This window comes from Paenarthrobacter sp. NyZ202, from assembly GCF_049860755.1.
Lineage (GTDB): Bacteria > Actinomycetota > Actinomycetes > Actinomycetales > Micrococcaceae > Arthrobacter.
Genome location: NZ_CP187556.1, coordinates 1,116,233 through 1,133,439, shown reverse-complemented (window position 1 = coordinate 1,133,439; position 17,207 = coordinate 1,116,233). Strand labels below are relative to the sequence as shown.

Sequence of the window (17,207 nt, the reverse complement as noted above, 5' to 3'; positions counted from 1 at the left end):
GGGTGGTTGTTCCGGAGTCGGCAGAACGGATAGTGGCCGGTGTGAGCGGCTCGGGCAGCGGCATCGCTGAGGCTCCTGAGGGTAGCTTTGGGGCGAATTCACCATGTTGGTGAATCCTTACATCATCCGGGGATTCTGCGGAGACTGTAAAGGGTATTGCGATGTGCGATGAGTGGGATTGGGGGGTTCCTAGATCCTCGACTCCAGGTTCACGGCATTCACCGCAGCCCTCGCTGCGCGAACGGTCTCACGGTCAGTCACCGTGTACGCCGTGGGGTCTTCGCCATCCTGGGTGCCGAGGGAAACCGTCTGATCGGCAAGTGTGGACACAGTCCTCTTGGCGGACAGATGAACAGCGGCGAGCCCGGCGGCGTGCATGTCCGGGATGTCAGAGAGCTTCAGTCCTCCCCCGGCCATGATCTCGATCTTCCCGGCTGAGCGCTCAACCAGCCGGGACAGCGTGGCCAGCCCTGCTCCGGCTGTTGCTTCGTGGCCGGAAGTCAGGACGCGAGTGAAACCGAGCTCCAGAAGTTGTTCGAGCGCCCGCATGGGGTCCTGAGACTGATCGATGGCACGATGGAACGTCACGTGCGCATCCGGACGGGTCTGCCTGGCACTGTCCACGAGCCGCCGAATGACCGGCACATCCACGTCTCCGGCACGGGTCAGAGCTCCCACCACTACACCGTCGGCTCCCAGCGCCAGCACATGGCGGATCTCGTGAACCATGGTGTCCACATCCGAGGCCGAATAGTGGAAGTCCCCGGGGCGGCACCGGACCAGGGCATGAATGCCCAAGCGGCCGTCAACGTGCTCCATGCTCGCTTCAAGGAGGCCTTGGCTGGGTGTGATGCCGCCGAGCTCCAAAGCACCGCAGAGTTCGATCCTGTTGGCGCCCTCCGCAGCAGAGGTTCCGGCGCCCGCAGCGCTCGTTACGGCGATCTCGAGGTCCATGGTCAAACTCTACGTGCGCCGGACTCTGTACACACGTGCGGCCCGGAGGATGAAACCCTCCGGGCCGCACATCCGGAAGCCTGGCTCACGCCTGGTAGGCAACCAGCTTTTCTTTTTGCTCCGGGGTAAGCCGCAAGACCCGTCCCGTGTCCTCGGCAACGAAAGCGAGGTGGGTGCTGGCCTTGACGCAGTCCTCCAGGGTCACAGGATCCTTGATGACGTAGTGGAGGTCGAAGCTGGCACCTTTGATGGCGCCCACCCAAATCTCCACGACGGCTGGGATGTTGCGGTAATCAAGGGTGCGCACGTACCGCACCTTGTGTTCGACAACCAGGGTCATGACCCCCTCGCCAACGTCGTTGAACAACGCGGCAGGTGGCTCTATGCCGGGTAAACCGGCGCCCGCGGGCGGCCCGAAGGCTGCGATACGTGCTTCCTCCAACATGCGCACGATCTGCACGTTGTTGATGTGTCCATAAGCGTCCATGTCACCCCAGCGCATGGGCACGTGGACCTCTATGCGCCGGGGTGCCTTGTCGTTCAGCTGTGCACCGCCGTTGAATCGTCGACCGCGGTTTCCCCGGCGTTCTCACCCGCGAACTGGGACATGTACAAACGGTTGTAGGCACCCTGCAGTGCAAGCAGCTGGTTGTGGTTGCCTTGTTCCACGATTCGCCCGTTCTCCATGACGAGGATGGTATCGGCATCACGGATGGTGGAGAGGCGGTGGGCAATCACGAAGCTCGTGCGGTCTGTGCGGAGGGCGGCCATGGCCTTCTGCAGCAACAGTTCCGTACGGGTGTCCACGGAGCTGGTGGCTTCGTCGAGGATCAGCAACGAGGGATCGGACACGAACGCCCGCGCGATGGTGATCAGCTGCTTCTCACCGGCACTGACGTTGTTGCCTTCTTCGTCGATGATTGTTTGGTACCCATCGGGCAGCGCCCGGACAAACCGGTCCACGTAGGTGGCCTTGGCGGCTTCCATGATCTGTTCCTCTGTGGCGTCGAGGTTGCCGTACCGGATGTTGTCGTAGATGGTTCCGCCGAAGAGCCAGGCGTCCTGCAGTACCATCCCCACCTTCGAGCGCAGTTCGGCACGGCTGAGGTCCTTGATGTCCACGCCGTCCAGGGTGATCCGCCCCGCGTTGAGCTCGTAGAAGCGCATGACCAGATTCACGAGGGTGGTTTTCCCGGCGCCTGTAGGACCCACGATTGCCACGGTGTGGCCGGGTTCGGCGCTGAACGAGAGATCCTCAATCAGCGGCTTGTCCTCGACGTAACTGAAGCTCACGTGTTCGAACTCCACATGGCCGTCCGTCTTGGCCGGCAAGTGCTTGGTGCCGGATTCCTGGACTTCCTCGTCGGCATCGAGGAACTCGAACACCCGCTCTGCCGAGGCCACACCGGACTGCAGCATGTTGGCCATGCCCGCGATTTGGCCGAGGGGCTGGGTGAATTCACGGGAGTACTGGATAAATGCCGTGGCATCGCCCAGGCTCATGGAGCCTGATGCCACGCGGAGTCCACCCACCACGGCAATTCCGACGTACGACAGGTAGGACACAAAGTTCATGGCCGGGAAAATGATGCCGGACACGAATTGCGCGCCAAATGACGCCTTGTACAGTTCCTCGTTCTTCTCGTCGAATCGCACCAGCATGTCAGCGTCCCGGCCGAACACCTTGACGAGGTCGTGACCGGAGAAGGACTCCTCGATCTGGCCATTCAGTGCGCCCGTGTTCTTCCACTGCGCGGCGAAGAGCTTCTGGCTCCTGGCACCGATGACACCCGCCATGACGCCGGAAAGCGGCAGGGCGATCAGCGCAATCAGCGCCAGCTCCCAGGACACGATGAACATCATGACGATGATGCCCAGCACAGTCAGGACAGAGCTGACGAGCTGCGCGAAGGCCTGCTGGAGGCCCTGCTGGACGTTGTCGACATCGTTGGTGACGCGTGAAAGGATGTCGCCGCGCTGGCGGGTATCGAAGTAGTTCAGCGGGAGGCGGTTCAGCTTGGCCTGGACATCGTCACGGAGCTTCTTGATGACGCGCATGACGATCCTGTTCAGAAGCCAGCCCTGGGCCCACAGGAAAATGTTGGCAACAAAATACATCAGCAACACGATCGAGATCAGGAACGTCAGCTTGGGGAAGTCGATCCCGTTGGTGAGTTCCATCTTGGAGACCATGTCCGCGAAGTTGTCCTGGCCTTGCTGGCGCATAAGCTCTGCGAACTGCTTCGGCGTAACACCGGGGGGAAGCTCCTTGCCGATGACACCACCGAAGATGACGTCCATGGCACTGCCCAGGACCTTGGGGGCGATGACGTTCAGGACCACCGAGACCACCACAAGGCCGATCACGATGTACACCCCAACGCTCTCGGGCTTGAGCAACCCCATCAGCCGTTTGGCTGACGGCCAGAACGCCTTGGCCTTCTTGGCCGGAACATCGCCGAACATGCCACCGTCGGCTTCAGTGGGAACGTACTCCTCCTCGACGAAATCCTCGTCCTCGACGACGTCGGTGGCCACCTCGGCCTCGGTGTTGGCACGAGCGGCTTTGGCTGCCTCAGCTTTGGCAGCCCAACCGCGCTTCTTTTGCTGGTCCTGCCCGCTCATGCCACTTCCTCCACGCTCAGCTGGGATTCAACGATTTCCTGGTAAGTGGGCGAAGTTTCCAGAAGTTCCTCATGGGTCCCACGGTCCACGATCCGTCCGTTGTCCAGGACCAGGATCTGGTCGGCCTCGGCAATCGTGGACACCCGCTGCGCCACGATGATCACCGTGGCGTCCTGTGTCTTGGCCTTCAGTGCCTTGCGCAGGCGGGCATCCGTGGCGACATCGAGGGCGGAGAACGAATCATCAAAGAGGTACACGTTGGGCTTGGTAACCAAAGCCCTCGCAATGGACAGCCGCTGCCGCTGACCGCCGGATACGTTGGTGCCGCCCTGCGCAATGCGCCGACCCAGCCCGGATGCCTTCTCCATGACGAAGTCCTTGGCCTGCGCGGTTTCCAGCGCGTCCCACAGTTCCTCGTCAGTAGCGTTTGGTTTGCCAAAACGGAGGTTGTGTTCGATGGTCCCGGAGAACAGGTATGGCTTTTGTGGAACTGCCGCGACACGGCTGGTGATTTCGGAGGCATCCAGCTTGGTGACCGGAACGCCGTCGAGCAGTACATCGCCGGACGCGACGTCATAGAGCCGCGGCAGCAGGGAGATCAGCGTGGTCTTGCCGGCCCCGGTGGATCCGATGATGGCCAGCGTCTGGCCTGGCTCGGCAGTGAACGAGACGTTGCTCAGCACGGGCGCCTCAGCGCCCGGGTACTTGAAGGTGACGTTGCGGAATTCGACATGGCCCTTCTTCTGGGCGGGCACCACCGGCGAGCTGGGGTTGTGGATGGAAGGTTCGACGTCGAGAACCTCGCCGATGCGGTCCGCACACACCGAGGCGCGCGGAATCATCATGGCCATGAAGGTGCCCATCATGACGGCGATCAGGATCTGCAGGAGGTATTGCAGGAACGCGGTCAGGGCACCGACCTGCATTTCGCCGGAGTCCACCCGCTGGCCGCCAAACCACAGCACCGCCGCAGTGGACAGGTGCAGGATCATGCCGATGGCCGGGAACATGAGGACAAAAAGGTTGCCGATCTTGACGGATACTGCAGTGAGATCCTGGTTGGCCTCACCAAAACGCTTGGCCTCGTAGGGCTCGCGGACGAAGGCCCGGACCACGCGGATGCCAATGATCTGCTCACGCAGCACACCATTAATGGAATCGATCTTGGCCTGCATGGAACGGAACAGGGGCATCAGGCGCACCACCAAGTAGCCAACCACGGCCACCAGCACTGGAACCGAGACCCACACCAGCCATGAAAGGCTTAAGTCCTCGCGCAGGGCCATGATGATGCCGCCAACGCACATGATCGGCGTGGAAACCATGAAGTTCAGGCCCATCAGGACCAGCATCTGCACCTGCTGGACATCGTTGGTGCCGCGCGTGATGAGGGTGGGCGCGCCGAACTTGTTAACGTCCTGGGCGGAGAAACTGCTGACTTGTCGGAACACACTGCGCCGGAGGTCGCGCCCGATGGCCATGGCCGTCCGCGAGCCGAAATAGACGGCCGCTATGGCTGTCACCACCTGGCCCAATGCCACCGCGAGCATAAGTGCGCCGGTCCGCCAGATGAAGTCGGTGTCTCCGCGGGAGACTCCCTCATCAATGATCCGGGCATTAAGGCTGGGGAGATAGAGCGTGGCGATGGTGGACGCCAGCTGGAAGATGAGGACGGCCACAATCTGCGGCACATACGGTCTTGAATAGCGCCGTATCAGGGTGACAAGCATGCCCACGAATCCTTAAGGAGAGAGTGAGTGAATGAGGTAAGAAAAGTTCTAGCAGCAGGCGCTGACAGTATTAGCCTCCCCACTCTACGAAATCCGTTGCCCCAGCGAAACAACCTCGGGGAAAGATCATCCCAGCGGAGTATCTCGTCGGCGGATAAGGCATGCGACGGATAGGTAAGTCGCCGCCTCAACCGCGTCAGCGGAGCTGATCCCGTGCTTGTGTGCCGAGCGGCGGACGTTCACGCCGCGTGTGACCAAGCGGCCAATGCGGCGCGGATCGCTTCAGACCGGTTGAGGTGCTCCCGCTCGGCTCGTGCCATCACCGCTGCAAGCTCGTCGACTGTCAGTCGTACGGGAATGACCTGAGACGCCTCCGCTCCCCGGGCCGGGCGCCCCATCCGCGCCTTCAACTCCTCGGGGTCGTAACCGGCGTCGGCCTCCTCGACCCATTCATCGATCTCGGTCTCCGAGACCTCTCTGCCGTGCATCTTGCGTTCCATGCACACAATCGTATTACGAATATCGGTGAGTGACCATGGCAGACTCATCGAGGCTGGCGGGCCCAATCACGGCAAAGCGCCGGCTGGAATCCCAACCGGCGCTTTCATCATGCCCTGTCCGCTTCATTCCGCACAGTTCGGAGGAGCAAATCTGCACAGGAACTGCTGGCAGTTCTAGCCTGCGTGCTTGCCGTGGTCGGCCCGGGACTCAACTCCCTGCAGAAGCAGCAACGCCATGCGTTCCTGCTCGCGGCGCTCACGCCTGAGTTCCTTCCGGAGTGCCTTCAACTCGTCGGCAGTGCGGGCCTGCTGTTCCGCAACAGTCTGCTGGTCACGCAGACGCGCCTGGAGCTCAACATTGGCCCGGCTGAGCTGGAGCTGCTGTTCAGCCAGGACATACTGCGTCCTGGAGAGTTGCTCCTGGAGTTCCTTGACGTCGGACGCGGTGTGGGGCCGTTCCTGCGTCAGGATCCTGGCGAACTCGAGGTCAAGGTCATCGGCTGACCGTCCCCCCGCCGCCGGACGGCCGGGAACCTCACCGGAACCCGCACGCTCCCGGGAACCTGCACCCGGGCGGTTCCCCGCATTCCGGGGAGCTCCGGCACCCAGCCGCGTTCCGGCGTCGTGCGCCTGGTCCGCACCGTACGGGACCGGCACCGCGTCCATGGACGTCGTATCCAGTGCCATCGCGGCCTCGCCGGAAGCGGTGGCGATGAGTTCCTTTTCTGGTGCCGCATCAACGGTCCGGCGAAGCGGGCGTTCCTTGATGAACAGGACAGCCAGGAGGGCAACGACGCTGATGAAGGCAGAGATCAGGAAGATCTGCGCGGTGGCATCGCCGTAAGCGGCACGCATGATGTCGCGGATCGGAGCGGGCATGTCCGCCAGGTCCATACTGGCCCCGGAGGCACCGCCCTGGACGGGAATGCCTGCCGCTGCCAGGCCTTCGGTGGCCAGGTCCTTCACATGGTTGGACATGATGGCCCCGAGGACCGAAACGCCGATCGCGCCACCTACGGAGCGGAAGAAAGCAACCGAAGCACTGGCAGTACCAATGTCCTTGGCCTGCACGGTGTTCTGTACCGCGAGCACCAGGTTCTGCATGAGCATGCCCAGGCCGAGGCCGAACACGCCGGTGTAGATGGCTACGATCCACAGCTCGGTGGTGTGGTCCATGGTGCCCGCAAAGGCGAGCCCGCCGATCAAAAGGACAGAACCTGCGATCAGGAACCGCTTCCATTTGCCGAAGCGGCTGATCAGCACACCTGAAGCCACCGAACCCACCAGGTTTCCTGCGATCATCGGCAGCGTCAGGAGGCCTGCCTCAGTGGGTGTGGCGCCGCGGGAGACCTGGAAGTACTGGCCCAGAAAGGTGGAGGAACCGAACATCGCAATACCAACGGCAACGGATGCCAGGATGGCCAGGGCGGTGGTGCGCTCCGAGATGATCTTGAGGGGAATGATCGGCTGGGAAACCTTGGTCTCCACGAACACCAGGAGGGCCAGGAGCGCCACGCCGCCGCCCACCATGAGGGCCGACTGCCAGGACACCCAGTCGTAGTATTCGGGGTTGCCCGCGAAGGAAACCCAGATCAGGAGGAGGCTCACGCCGGAAGTCAGCAGGATCGCACCGAGCCAGTCGATCCTGGCCGGCCGCTTGATGTGTTCGATCTTCAGGGTGATCTGGAGCAGGATCAGCGCAATGACGGCCAGCGGCACGCAGACGAAGAACGTCCAGCGCCAGCCGAGCGGACTGTCCACGATGAAGCCACCCAGCAACGGGCCACCGGCTGTACCTACAGCCATGACTGCACCCATGTAGCCGGAGTACTTGCCGCGGTCCCGGGGCGGGATCATGGAGCCGATGATGGCCTGGGCAAGGGCGGTGAGACCGCCCATCGCCACACCTTGGATGACGCGTGCGGTCAGCAGCAGCGGAATGGTCTCGGACAAACCGGCCATGACCGAGCCGGCTACGAAGATGATGATGCTGAGCTGGACCAGGAGTTTCTTGTCGAAAAGGTCGGCCAGCTTGCCCCAGATGGGCGTTGTGGCGGCGTTCGCCAGGAGTGCCGCGGTAATGACCCAGGCGAAGTCCGTCTGGGTGCCCTTGAGCTCGGACATGATGGTGGGCAGGGCATTTGCAACGATGGTGCTGCTCAGGATGGCGGTAAAGAATGCTGCCAGGAGACCGGTGAGGGCCTCCATGATCTGGCGGTGCGTCATAGGTGCCGGGGCTGCATTCCGCCCTGCGGCCGGTGTTTGGACTACTGGTGTGGCCATAGTTGTGGCTCCTGAACTGTGGGATTCGTTGTTGTGGAACCGGCCGCCGTTGCCCGGATTGAGTCTTTAAGGGACCCGGTGAGTTTCTGCAGCACCAGGGATGCCTCGAGCGCATCTTCTTCACTCCAGTCCGCGAGATAGTCGCGTAGCCTGGCGCTGCGTTGTTCTTCGACCTCGCGGAGCTTTGCCGTCCCGCTTTCGGTCAATGCAAGGAGTTGCGCCCTTCCGTCTGCGGGGTCGGGCCGGCGCACCACGTAGCCAAGCTCTTCCAGCTCGGACACGTGCCGGCTGAGGACCGGTGCGCTCACTCCCAGCCGTGCGGCCAGGTGCGTCGCGCGGGTCTCCCCCTCGCCAATGAACCGCATCACGCCCTGGACTGCCATTCCGACGTCGGGAACGCGGGCCAGGTGGGCGGTCACCACACAGCGCAGAGTCCGCTGGAGGTCGAAGATGTGATGAACAAGATCGGTTGCCGTGGCTGAACCGACGGACATGGAAAACACCCCTTTTTGTTTGCCTAAAGCAACTATACTCCTAAATGATTGCTTTGGGAAACTAAAGAAGGTCACCCCCAACTGACTGGCAGTAGTGGTTGTATTGACGTCTCAAAACAACCACTACTGCCAGTCAGTTGGGTTCTGGCTACTCCGGTTGCCGCGTCAGCGCCCTGGCCGCGAGAATCACTTCCTCCACGCGCCGGGGGCGGCTGACACCCGGCGGAACCACTGCTACGAGCTCGTTGGCCGGCAACTTGTCTTCGATGGGAACCAGCGCCACCCGGGCACCTGTGTAGAGGGACTCGATGCCAGGCCAGACGTTGGTCACAGAGTAAGCCTGCCCGCTGGCCACGATGCCACGGATGGTCTGCGCCACCACGCTCCTCCACCGCACCTTGGGTTCGATGCCGGCCGAGTGGAACATCGCAATGACACGCTCGGCACTGGGTGGAACATCGAACAGAACCACGTCTTCCCCGGCCAGGTCGGCGAACCTGAGGGACTTCCGGCTGGCCAGAGGATGGTCTGCGGCCAGCATGAACTGCGGCCGTGACGCGGCTACCGTCAGGATTTCGACGCCGGGCACCGCCTGGAGTGAATAGATGAAGGCAACGTCCAACTCACCTTCCCCCACCGCCCTTTGCAGCTCCTCCGCGTTGCCTTCCACGAAGTCCAGTTCCACCTCCGGCCACTTGGCGGCGAAGGCCCGGATGAGTTCGGGGATCAGCCGGGGCGAGATCGCAATCATGCACCCGATGGACACGCGCCCCCGCATGTCTTCGTGGGAACCGCGCAAGGCCCCTTGCAAGTCGGCCGTTTCGCGGAGGATCCGCCGTGCCCGCACACCCAACTCCACCCCCGCAGCTGTGGGCTCCACGCGCTTGGCGCGGGTCCGGATCAGGAGGTCCAGCCCGAGGCTCTTTTCCAATTGGGCAATTGCCATGGAGGCAGCGGCCTGGGAGATATTGCTCTCGCTGGCGGCCTTGGTCAGCGATCCGTGATCCAGCACGGCCACAAAATACTCGAGCTGCCGCAGCGTGAACTCACCCATCAGTTCTCCTTATGAACTCCTTAGAATTGATTGATTATACAAGTGACGTGGTGCGGACCACACTGGAAGAAAGCCATTCCGAACAAGGAGAACCATGACGCCGACGTCATCCCTCAAGCCGCACATCGTCACGCTGGGAACAGCAGGCGGACCACGTTGGTGGGCCGCAGCCGACACCGGTGAGCGCACGGGAATCGCCACGGCCGTTGTGGTTGGGGATGCCTTTTACCTGGTGGACTTCGGACAGGGCGCGGGACGTCGGCTCAGCCAGTCAGGGTTGCAGCTGAAGGACCTGCGTGCCCTCTTCATCACGCACCTCCACTCGGACCACGTCTACGACCTCGCCGGTCTCGGCATCTTCGGGCTCTACGCCTTGACCGACCGCACGGAGAATCCAGTGCGCATCATTGGACCCGGCAACCGGGGCGAGCTTCCCGCTGTGTCGCCGCGCGCCGTCGTCGAACCCCAACCGCTGGCGCCGGAGAATCCGACGCCGGGCACCCGCCAGATGTTCGAACAGCTCATGAAGGCACATGCGACGGACCTCAACGACCGCATCCTGGACAGCCTTCGGCCAAGCCCGCTGGACATCTTCCACGCTGAAGACATCGTCATTCCGGCGGATTCGGGATACCACCCCAACAACAATCCGACTCCGGACATGGAACCGTTCGAGGTGTACCGCGACGAACTGGTGACCGTGACGGCCATCCTGGTGGAACATCCTCCTGTGGCCCCGGCTTTCGCCTTCCGGTTCGATACCGCCGAAGGCTCGGTCACGATCTCCGGAGACACCGCGTACACGCAGAACATGATCACCCTGGCGCAGGATACGGACCTCCTCCTGCACGAGGCGATCGACTTCGCGTGGGTGGAGTCGCTCTATGCCGACAAGACCGACGAATCCAGCCGCGCCTCCCGTGACCACCACTACAAATCCCACACCAGCGTCCGCGAAGCGGCCAAGCTGGCCGAAGTTGCCGGCGTCGGGCATTTGGCCCTGCACCACCTGGTTCCCGGGTCCGCTTCCGCAGCCGTCTGGCAGGAGGCCGGCGAGCACTTCAGCGGCACCTTCACCATTCCCAACGACCTCGACGCCATTCCGTTCGACCGTCAGCGCTGACGGACGAAGAACCCAACCTGAGGAAGCACATGAGCACAGCACCAACAGCCCCTGACACAGGCGCTGCCACTCCCACAGCCACGTCCATGAACTCCAAGGACATGCGCCGCATTCTCGCCTCCAGCTTCGTCGGCAGTGCCATTGAGTACTACGACTTTGTCCTTTACGCGACGGCGGCGAGCCTGGTCTTCAACAAGGTCTTCTTCGCCAACCTTGGCCCCGGATTCGACCTCTTCGCTTCCTTCGTGACGCTCGCGGTAGGGTACATCGCCCGGCCCTTGGGCGGCCTGATTTTCGGCCACTTCGGAGACCGCCTGGGCCGCAAAAAGATGCTGGTCCTGTCCATGCTGATCATGGGACTCGGCACGACGGCGATCGGCCTGCTTCCGCCCACCGCCCAGATTGGCATGGCTGCACCGATCGCCCTGGTGATTCTCCGCCTGGTCCAGGGCGTCGCCGTAGGTGGCGAATGGGGCGGCGCGGCACTCATGGCCATTGAGCACGCACCCAAGGAGCACCGGGGGTTCGCTGCGGCCTTCGCCAACGCCGGCGGGCCGGCGGGCGCGATCCTTGGCACGCTGGCACTGTCCCTTTTCGCGGCGGTTTCCGGCAACGATTTCCTTGTCTGGGGCTGGCGCATACCGTTCCTGCTGAGCGCACTGCTCATTGTGGTTGGCATGGTGATCCGCTTGAAGGTTGCCGAGACACCTGCGTTCCAACGCCTTGAAGCAGCCGGCGAAAAGCGCCGCGTGCCGCTGCTCGATGTCCTGAAGAACAACCCCCGGGCCGTGGTACTTGGCCTGCTCGCGACCACGTCGTTCTATGTCTGCCAGTCGATGACCACCGTATGGGGCGTTTCCGTGGCAGTTGAAAGCGGCGCCGACAAGAACGGCGTCCTGAACATCAAGGCCCTGGCTGCGCTCCTGACCTTGGTGATCTGTTTCTACTCCGCACGCCTCAGCGACCGGATCGGCCGCCGTCGGGTGCTGATCGGGGCCTCCCTTTTGGGTGTGGTGCTGGTCTACCCGATCCTGCTGCTCATGAGCAACGGTGAACTGTGGGGCTTCGCCCTCGCGATCATCCTGGGCAACGGGCTGGTTCAGGGTTTCCTCTACGGTCCGATTGCCGCCTACGTGGCCGAGCAGTTCCCCACCCGCAACCGTTACACCGGCGCCTCCCTCGCCTACCAAGGCGCTTCGATGGTGGGCGCAGGCTTCACGCCGATGATCGTGGCTGGCCTGAGCCTCGTTGCCGGTGGTGGATTGTGGCTGATTGCCGCGTTCTGGATCGTCGCCCTGCTGGCCTCGGCCATCGCCGTCAAGGCCACGCCGGAAGGCACCCACCGCGAACTCGACTGACGTGCGTGGCCCGCAACGCAGGAAGCCCCCGCATGGTGTTCCATGCGGGGGCTTCCTGCTGTTCGTTAATCGTCCAGGTGGGTGGGACCGAACATCTTGAGGAGCGTTTCAACCACGACGACGTTGGGTCCGTCCGCGGCGAAGGACGCCTTGAGCGCGTCCCCCACCTGGTCCGGGTCGACTCGAACGGCCGGCACACCGAAGGACTCGGCCAGCTTGACGAAGTCGGGGCGGGCGAGCTCGGTGGCCGTGGCCTTGCCGAAGGCGCCCACCATGTATTCGCGCAAGATGCCGTAGCCGCCGTCGTCCACGATCAGCCAGGTGACCGGGATGTTGTGCTGTTTGGCGGTGGCGAGTTCGGAGATGGAGTACATGGACGAACCGTCACCGGAAACAGCCAGTACCCGGCTCGGCTTTCCAGTGGTTTCCAGGCCCACGGCCCCGCCGATCGCAGCCGGGAAGCCGTAGCCGAGCCCACCGGCTCCCTGGGCGGAGTGGAACTGTCCGTCGCGGGAATCCCAGCAGGACCATCCCCAGTACGCGGAGATGGTCATGTCCCAGAAGGTCTGCATGTCCGCCGGTACTGCTTCGCGGATATCGGCCATGAACTTCAGTTCCTTGGCCAGGTCCTGCGATTCCAGGCGGGCCTTGACCTTGGCCAGGGACTCCTTGACCAGTTCTTCCGGGCTGGTGCCGTGCCAGGACCGGACCGCCGACGTCGCTGCCCCCGCCTCGGAGAGGGCCGCATCCAGCGCGGCGAGGGCCTGCCCGGCATCGGCGCGGATGCCCAAGCCGGGACGGTTGGATTCCAGGACCCGGGGTTCGGCGTCGATCTGGATGATCCGTCCGCGGGGTTCGAACGTGAAGTAGTTCGAGGTCACCTCGCCCAGGGACGAACCGATCACGATCAGCACATCCGCGTCCTCCAGGACATCGGTCATGTACCGGTCCTCGATCCAGGACTGCAGGGACAATTCGTGGTTCCACGGGAACGCACCATTGCCGCCCGGGGTGCAGATGACCGGCGCCCGGAGCTGTTCGGCGATGGAGAGCAGCGACTTCTCCGCCCGGCCACGGCGCGTACCGCCGCCTGCGATGATTGCCGGACGTTCCGCCGTCGAGAGCCACTTCACGGCTTCGCGGACCAATTCCACGCGCGGCGGGTTATCGAAGGCTTCGGCCAGCGCGTCCTCCACCGGCGGCACCACGATCGGGTCCAGCAGCACGTTCTGCGGGATCTCGATCCACACCGGGCCCTGCGGGGAGGAAATGGCCTCGGTCCACGCGTCCTGGATGGCCGACGGGATACCAGAAGCATGCTGGATCAGCCGCTGGCTCTTGGTGACGTTGGCGGCGGAGGCCTTTTGGTCATCGAGCTGGTGGAGCATGCCCTTGCGGCGCGCGCCCAGGCCTTCCAACGGGATCTGGCTCGCAACCACAACCATCGGCACACCCGTGGCGTACGCCTCCTGCAACCCGGCCAGGGACGTCAGCGCACCCGGCCCGGTGGACAGGAACAACACGCCCACCTCACCCGTGGCACGGGAATAACCATCAGCGGCGAACGCCGAGTTGTTCTCCACCCGCGAGGAAACGAAGTGCAGGTTCCCGCGGCCCATGGCGTCGAACAAGCCAAGGGCGTGTTGGCCCGGAATACCGAAAACCGTCTTCGCGCCAAGCGCTTCAAGGGTCTCGACGACGAGGTCCCCGCCGTTACGCTCCCCGGTCTCCCTGGTAGGGGCTGCCGTGCCCGGGTCGAAATCGATCATCGCTGCGTGGCCTTCGCGAGTTCCTCAATGCGCGCACTGAGGGCCTGCTGGGCGTAGCCGTTCGGCGCACCGTGTCGGTCCCCTTCCACGGCGTTGTCGGCCATGAGGGTCACCAGTTCATAGGCCACGTGGCTGCCCGCAACACCGGTGATTTCGGCGTGGTCGTAAGCCGGAGCAACTTCCACTACATCAGCGCCAACGAGGTTCATGCCGCGGAAGCCACGGATGATCTCCAGGAGCTCACGGCTGGTGATGCCGCCGGCTTCCGGTGTTCCCGTGCCGGGTGCGTGGGCCGGATCCAGGACATCAATGTCAACGGAAATGTACAGCGGGCGGTTGCCGATGCGGTCCCGGATCTTGGCCACCGTCTCGGCTACGCCCTGGTAGTAGACATCCGCGGAGGTGACGATGCCGAAGCCAAAGCGGTGGTCGTCGTCGAGGTCCTTCTTGCCGTAGAGCGGACCGCGGGTACCAACGTGGCTGATGGCTTCAGTGTCCAGGATCCCCTCTTCCACTGCGCGGCGGAACGGGGTGCCGTGCGTGTACTCGGCACCGAAGTAGGTGTCCCAGGTATCCAGGTGGGCGTCGAAGTGCAGCATGGCGATGGGTTCACCGGCACGTTCGGCCGCGGCCCGCAGAAGCGGCAGTGCGATGGTGTGGTCGCCACCGAGGGTGACCAGCTTGCTGCCGTTCGCGGTCAGGTCCAGCGCGTTCTGCTGGATGGTCTCAATGGCCTCGTTGATGTTGAACGGGTTCACGGCCATGTCACCGGCATCGGCGACCTGGATGTTCTCGAACGGGCTAACGTCCCAGGCCGGGTTGTACGGGCGCAGCAGACGGCTGGCCTCGCGAACATGGTTGGCGCCGAAACGGGCGCCTGGACGATAGGAAACGCCGGAGTCGAAAGGCACGCCGACAACGGTGACGTCGGCCTTGGTGACCTGGTCCAGACGGGGAAGCCGGGCATAGGTCGCAGCGCCGGCGTAGCGCGGGATACGGGATGAATCGATAGGGCCGAGGTTCCCGTTGGCTTCAATGCGGAGCTCTTCCAAAGTTGCGCCACTCCTTAGATAGATGGATCTGGGTTGTGACACCCATCATACACTCAAAGTTGTCCAATATGCATCATCTGTTTACAACAGAGCCAGCGTATCCGGATGCAGTGAGATGCCGGTCACAGGAGGCGTTAAGATTCCATAAAAACCGGGGTCTGCGGCGGAAACGGCGTCCTACGCTCCTTGCTGAAGCAGCAGGGTGCTGCGCGAGAGGACACCGTGACAACGCTGACGAGGCCCCCGGCCGATCCGTCCAACCGGCCCAAGGGCGGCTTTCACTTGAAGGCCTGGCTGCTGGAAGGCATGCCGGACACGTCGGGAAAACGGCAGGGGCCCCACGGGAGGCCGTCGGACTCCCACAAGCCGCAGTCATGGTGGAAGGTCATGTGCCTGACGGGCCTGGACTACTTCTCCACCCTCGGCTACCAGCCCGCCATCGCCGCGCTTGCTGCCGGCCTTCTGTCACCGCTGGCCACCCTTCTGCTGGTAATCGCTACGCTGGCCGGCGCATTGCCCGTCTACCGGCGGGTTGCCAAGGAAAGCCCCCGCGGCGAAGGATCCATCGCCATGCTTGAACGGCTCCTTCCGCGCTGGGGTGGCAAGCTCTTTGTCTTGGCACTCCTGGGCTTTGCCGCTACCGACTTCATGATCACCATTACCCTCTCCGCCGCCGACGCGACAGCCCACCTGATCGAGAATCCGTTTGCTCCGCATTTCCTCGAGGGACAGCAAGTGGTCATCACCCTTGCCCTGATCGCAGGGCTGGGCATTGTCTTCCTTCGCGGATTCAAGGAAGCCATCAACGTGGCGGTCGTCCTGGTGGGTGTCTTCCTGGCCCTGAACCTTGTTGTGGTCGTTGTGGCGCTCAGCCACCTCTTTACCGAATCCCACGTCATCACCGACTGGTGGGCGGCACTGACCACGTCCCATGGCGATCCCCTCCTGATGATCGGCCTGGCCCTCCTGGTCTTTCCCCGCCTGGCACTTGGCCTGTCCGGGTTTGAGACCGGCGTGGCCGTCATGCCGCAGATCAAGGGCCACGCCACCGATACGGACAAGAACCCCGCAGGCAGGATCAAGGGCGCGCACAAGCTCCTGACCACGGCGGCCATCATCATGAGTTCGTTCCTGATCACCTCCAGCTTCACCACCGTGATGCTGATTCCCGCAGCGGAATTCGAAACAGGTGGGAAGGCCGAGGGGCGCGCCCTTGCCTACCTGGCCCATCAGTTCCTGGGTGACGGATTCGGCACGGTTTACGACATCAGCACCATCGCCATCCTGTGGTTCGCCGGGGCGTCGGCCATGGCAGGACTCCTCAACCTGGTCCCGCGGTACCTTCCCCGCTACGGCATGGCCCCCGCCTGGGCCCGCGCACTGCGCCCGCTGGTCCTCGTTTTCACCGTGATCGCCTTCGCCGTGACCATCATCTTCCAAGCGGACGTGAACGCGCAGGGCGGTGCGTACGCCACCGGCGTGCTGGTCCTCATCACCTCCGCTTCCATCGCCGTGACCCTCTCAGCGCGACGCAAGAAGCAGCGCGGCCAGTTCATTGGCTTCGGCATTGTCTCCCTGGCGTTCATCTACACCACGGTGGTCAACTCGATCGAGCGTCCCGACGGCCTGAAAATTGCAGCCTTGTTCATCCTGGGCATCGTGACGGTCAGCTTCGTTTCACGGATACGACGGGCCTTCGAGCTCAGGGCCACCCACATCAAAATGGACGAGGCGGCCTTGGAATTCACCGCTAACAACGCTGACGGTCCGGTGCGGATCATCGCCCACGAGCCCAAGCACCTGAGCGCCAGCCGGTACCGGGAAAAGCTGCGGCACGCCCAGCAAGCCAACCACTTGCCCGTGGACAGCGACGCCGTATTCATCGAGATCATCGTGGACGACAGTTCCGACTTCGAGCAGGAACTCCAAGTGGTGGGCAGGAAGCGCCACGGCTTCAAGATCCTGGAAGTCCACAGCAACAACGTGCCCAACACGCTGGCAGCCGTTCTCCTCCACATCCGGGACGTCACCGGCTACATGCCGCACATCTACTTCCGGTGGACAGAGGGCAACCCCATCTCCAACCTGAGCAAATTCCTGTTCTTCGGCGAAGGCGAGATCGCTCCCGTGACCCGCGAAGTGCTTCGGGAAGCAGAACCGGACGTGACCCGCAGGCCTTGGGTCCACGTGGGCTAGCAATCCCCGCCCAGATGGCACTTAATGACAATGTTTCCCCCAAACATTGTCATTACGTGCCATCTCGCG

General features: G+C 63.1%; 13 protein-coding genes. 3 read left to right on the top strand and 10 right to left on the bottom strand.

The features are described from left to right. Nucleotides 1-189: 189 nt before the first annotated feature. The 8 genes from ACPFL9_RS05420 to ACPFL9_RS05385 form a co-directional block, all read right to left on the bottom strand. Complete coding sequence (locus ACPFL9_RS05420; protein ID WP_426006250.1) at nt 190-954, bottom strand: copper homeostasis protein CutC; 765 nt, start codon at nt 952-954, stop codon at nt 190-192. 85 nt (nt 955-1,039) lie between these two features. After that, nucleotides 1,040-1,456, bottom strand: a complete 417-nt coding sequence (locus ACPFL9_RS05415; RefSeq protein WP_426007493.1) for an acyl-CoA thioesterase — start codon at nt 1,454-1,456, stop codon at nt 1,040-1,042. Nucleotides 1,457-1,494: 38 nt separating this feature from the next. After that, on the bottom strand, nt 1,495-3,579 hold the full coding sequence (locus tag ACPFL9_RS05410; RefSeq protein WP_426006249.1) for an ABC transporter ATP-binding protein: 2,085 nt from the start codon (nt 3,577-3,579) through the stop codon (nt 1,495-1,497). Further along, nucleotides 3,576-5,309 (bottom strand): ABC transporter ATP-binding protein, encoded by a 1,734-nt coding sequence (locus ACPFL9_RS05405; RefSeq protein ID WP_426006248.1) that lies wholly within the window; start codon nt 5,307-5,309, stop codon nt 3,576-3,578. Before ACPFL9_RS05405 ends, ACPFL9_RS05410 begins: the two co-directional genes overlap by 4 nt. Before the next feature lie 239 nt (nt 5,310-5,548). Further along, nucleotides 5,549-5,797 carry a ribbon-helix-helix protein, CopG family gene (locus tag ACPFL9_RS05400; protein WP_426006247.1) on the bottom strand — a complete coding sequence of 83 codons (249 nt, stop codon included), beginning with the start codon at nt 5,795-5,797 and terminating at the stop codon, nt 5,549-5,551. A gap of 186 nt (nt 5,798-5,983) precedes the next feature. Next, on the bottom strand, nt 5,984-8,092 hold the full coding sequence (locus tag ACPFL9_RS05395) for an MFS transporter (RefSeq protein ID WP_426006246.1): 2,109 nt from the start codon (nt 8,090-8,092) through the stop codon (nt 5,984-5,986). Next, nucleotides 8,077-8,586, bottom strand: a complete 510-nt coding sequence (locus tag ACPFL9_RS05390) for a MarR family winged helix-turn-helix transcriptional regulator (RefSeq protein ID WP_426006245.1) — start codon at nt 8,584-8,586, stop codon at nt 8,077-8,079. Before ACPFL9_RS05390 ends, ACPFL9_RS05395 begins: the two co-directional genes overlap by 16 nt. A gap of 148 nt (nt 8,587-8,734) precedes the next feature. Further along, nucleotides 8,735-9,640 carry a LysR family transcriptional regulator gene (locus tag ACPFL9_RS05385; RefSeq protein WP_426006244.1) on the bottom strand — a complete coding sequence of 302 codons (906 nt, stop codon included), beginning with the start codon at nt 9,638-9,640 and terminating at the stop codon, nt 8,735-8,737. A gap of 94 nt (nt 9,641-9,734) precedes the next feature. On the opposite strand from ACPFL9_RS05385, the gene ACPFL9_RS05380 reads away from it, so the two are divergent. Together ACPFL9_RS05380 and ACPFL9_RS05375 are read left to right on the top strand one after the other, a co-directional pair. After that, entirely contained in the window at nt 9,735-10,763 is a 1,029-nt protein-coding gene (locus ACPFL9_RS05380) for an MBL fold metallo-hydrolase (RefSeq protein ID WP_426006243.1), read from the top strand. A 29-nt stretch (nt 10,764-10,792) separates the two neighbouring features. Further along, nucleotides 10,793-12,121 carry an MFS transporter gene (locus ACPFL9_RS05375; protein ID WP_426006242.1) on the top strand — a complete coding sequence of 443 codons (1,329 nt, stop codon included), beginning with the start codon at nt 10,793-10,795 and terminating at the stop codon, nt 12,119-12,121. Between the two features lie 65 nt (nt 12,122-12,186). Here ACPFL9_RS05375 and ACPFL9_RS05370 read toward each other — a convergent pair whose 3' ends face one another. Both ACPFL9_RS05370 and speB read right to left on the bottom strand, forming a co-directional pair. Next, entirely contained in the window at nt 12,187-13,890 is a 1,704-nt protein-coding gene (locus ACPFL9_RS05370) for a thiamine pyrophosphate-binding protein (protein ID WP_426006241.1), read from the bottom strand. Beyond that, nucleotides 13,887-14,942, bottom strand: a complete 1,056-nt coding sequence (speB, locus tag ACPFL9_RS05365; RefSeq protein WP_426006240.1) for an agmatinase — start codon at nt 14,940-14,942, stop codon at nt 13,887-13,889. The genes ACPFL9_RS05370 and speB overlap by 4 nt, the downstream gene beginning before the upstream one ends. A 222-nt stretch (nt 14,943-15,164) precedes the next feature. Between speB and ACPFL9_RS05360 the strand changes: the two genes are divergently transcribed. Continuing rightward, entirely contained in the window at nt 15,165-17,138 is a 1,974-nt protein-coding gene (locus ACPFL9_RS05360) for an amino acid transporter (protein ID WP_426006239.1), read from the top strand. Nucleotides 17,139-17,207 lie beyond the last annotated feature (69 nt).

Excerpts from the sequence above, each read along its gene's own strand:
- ACPFL9_RS05375 (WP_426006242.1), top strand. The coding sequence starts at position 10,793 with ATGAGCACAGCACCAACAGCCCCTGACACAGGCGCTGCCACTCCCACA.
- ACPFL9_RS05410 (WP_426006249.1), bottom strand. The coding sequence starts at position 3,579 with ATGAGCGGGCAGGACCAGCAAAAGAAGCGCGGTTGGGCTGCCAAAGCT.
- ACPFL9_RS05420 (WP_426006250.1), bottom strand. The coding sequence starts at position 954 with ATGGACCTCGAGATCGCCGTAACGAGCGCTGCGGGCGCCGGAACCTCT.
- ACPFL9_RS05380 (WP_426006243.1), top strand. The coding sequence starts at position 9,735 with ATGACGCCGACGTCATCCCTCAAGCCGCACATCGTCACGCTGGGAACA.
- ACPFL9_RS05370 (WP_426006241.1), bottom strand. The coding sequence starts at position 13,890 with ATGATCGATTTCGACCCGGGCACGGCAGCCCCTACCAGGGAGACCGGG.
- ACPFL9_RS05400 (WP_426006247.1), bottom strand. The coding sequence starts at position 5,797 with ATGCACGGCAGAGAGGTCTCGGAGACCGAGATCGATGAATGGGTCGAG.
- ACPFL9_RS05415 (WP_426007493.1), bottom strand. The coding sequence starts at position 1,456 with ATGCGCTGGGGTGACATGGACGCTTATGGACACATCAACAACGTGCAG.
- ACPFL9_RS05405 (WP_426006248.1), bottom strand. The coding sequence starts at position 5,309 with ATGCTTGTCACCCTGATACGGCGCTATTCAAGACCGTATGTGCCGCAG.
- ACPFL9_RS05385 (WP_426006244.1), bottom strand. The coding sequence starts at position 9,640 with ATGGGTGAGTTCACGCTGCGGCAGCTCGAGTATTTTGTGGCCGTGCTG.
- ACPFL9_RS05395 (WP_426006246.1), bottom strand. The coding sequence starts at position 8,092 with ATGGCCACACCAGTAGTCCAAACACCGGCCGCAGGGCGGAATGCAGCC.
- ACPFL9_RS05390 (WP_426006245.1), bottom strand. The coding sequence starts at position 8,586 with ATGTCCGTCGGTTCAGCCACGGCAACCGATCTTGTTCATCACATCTTC.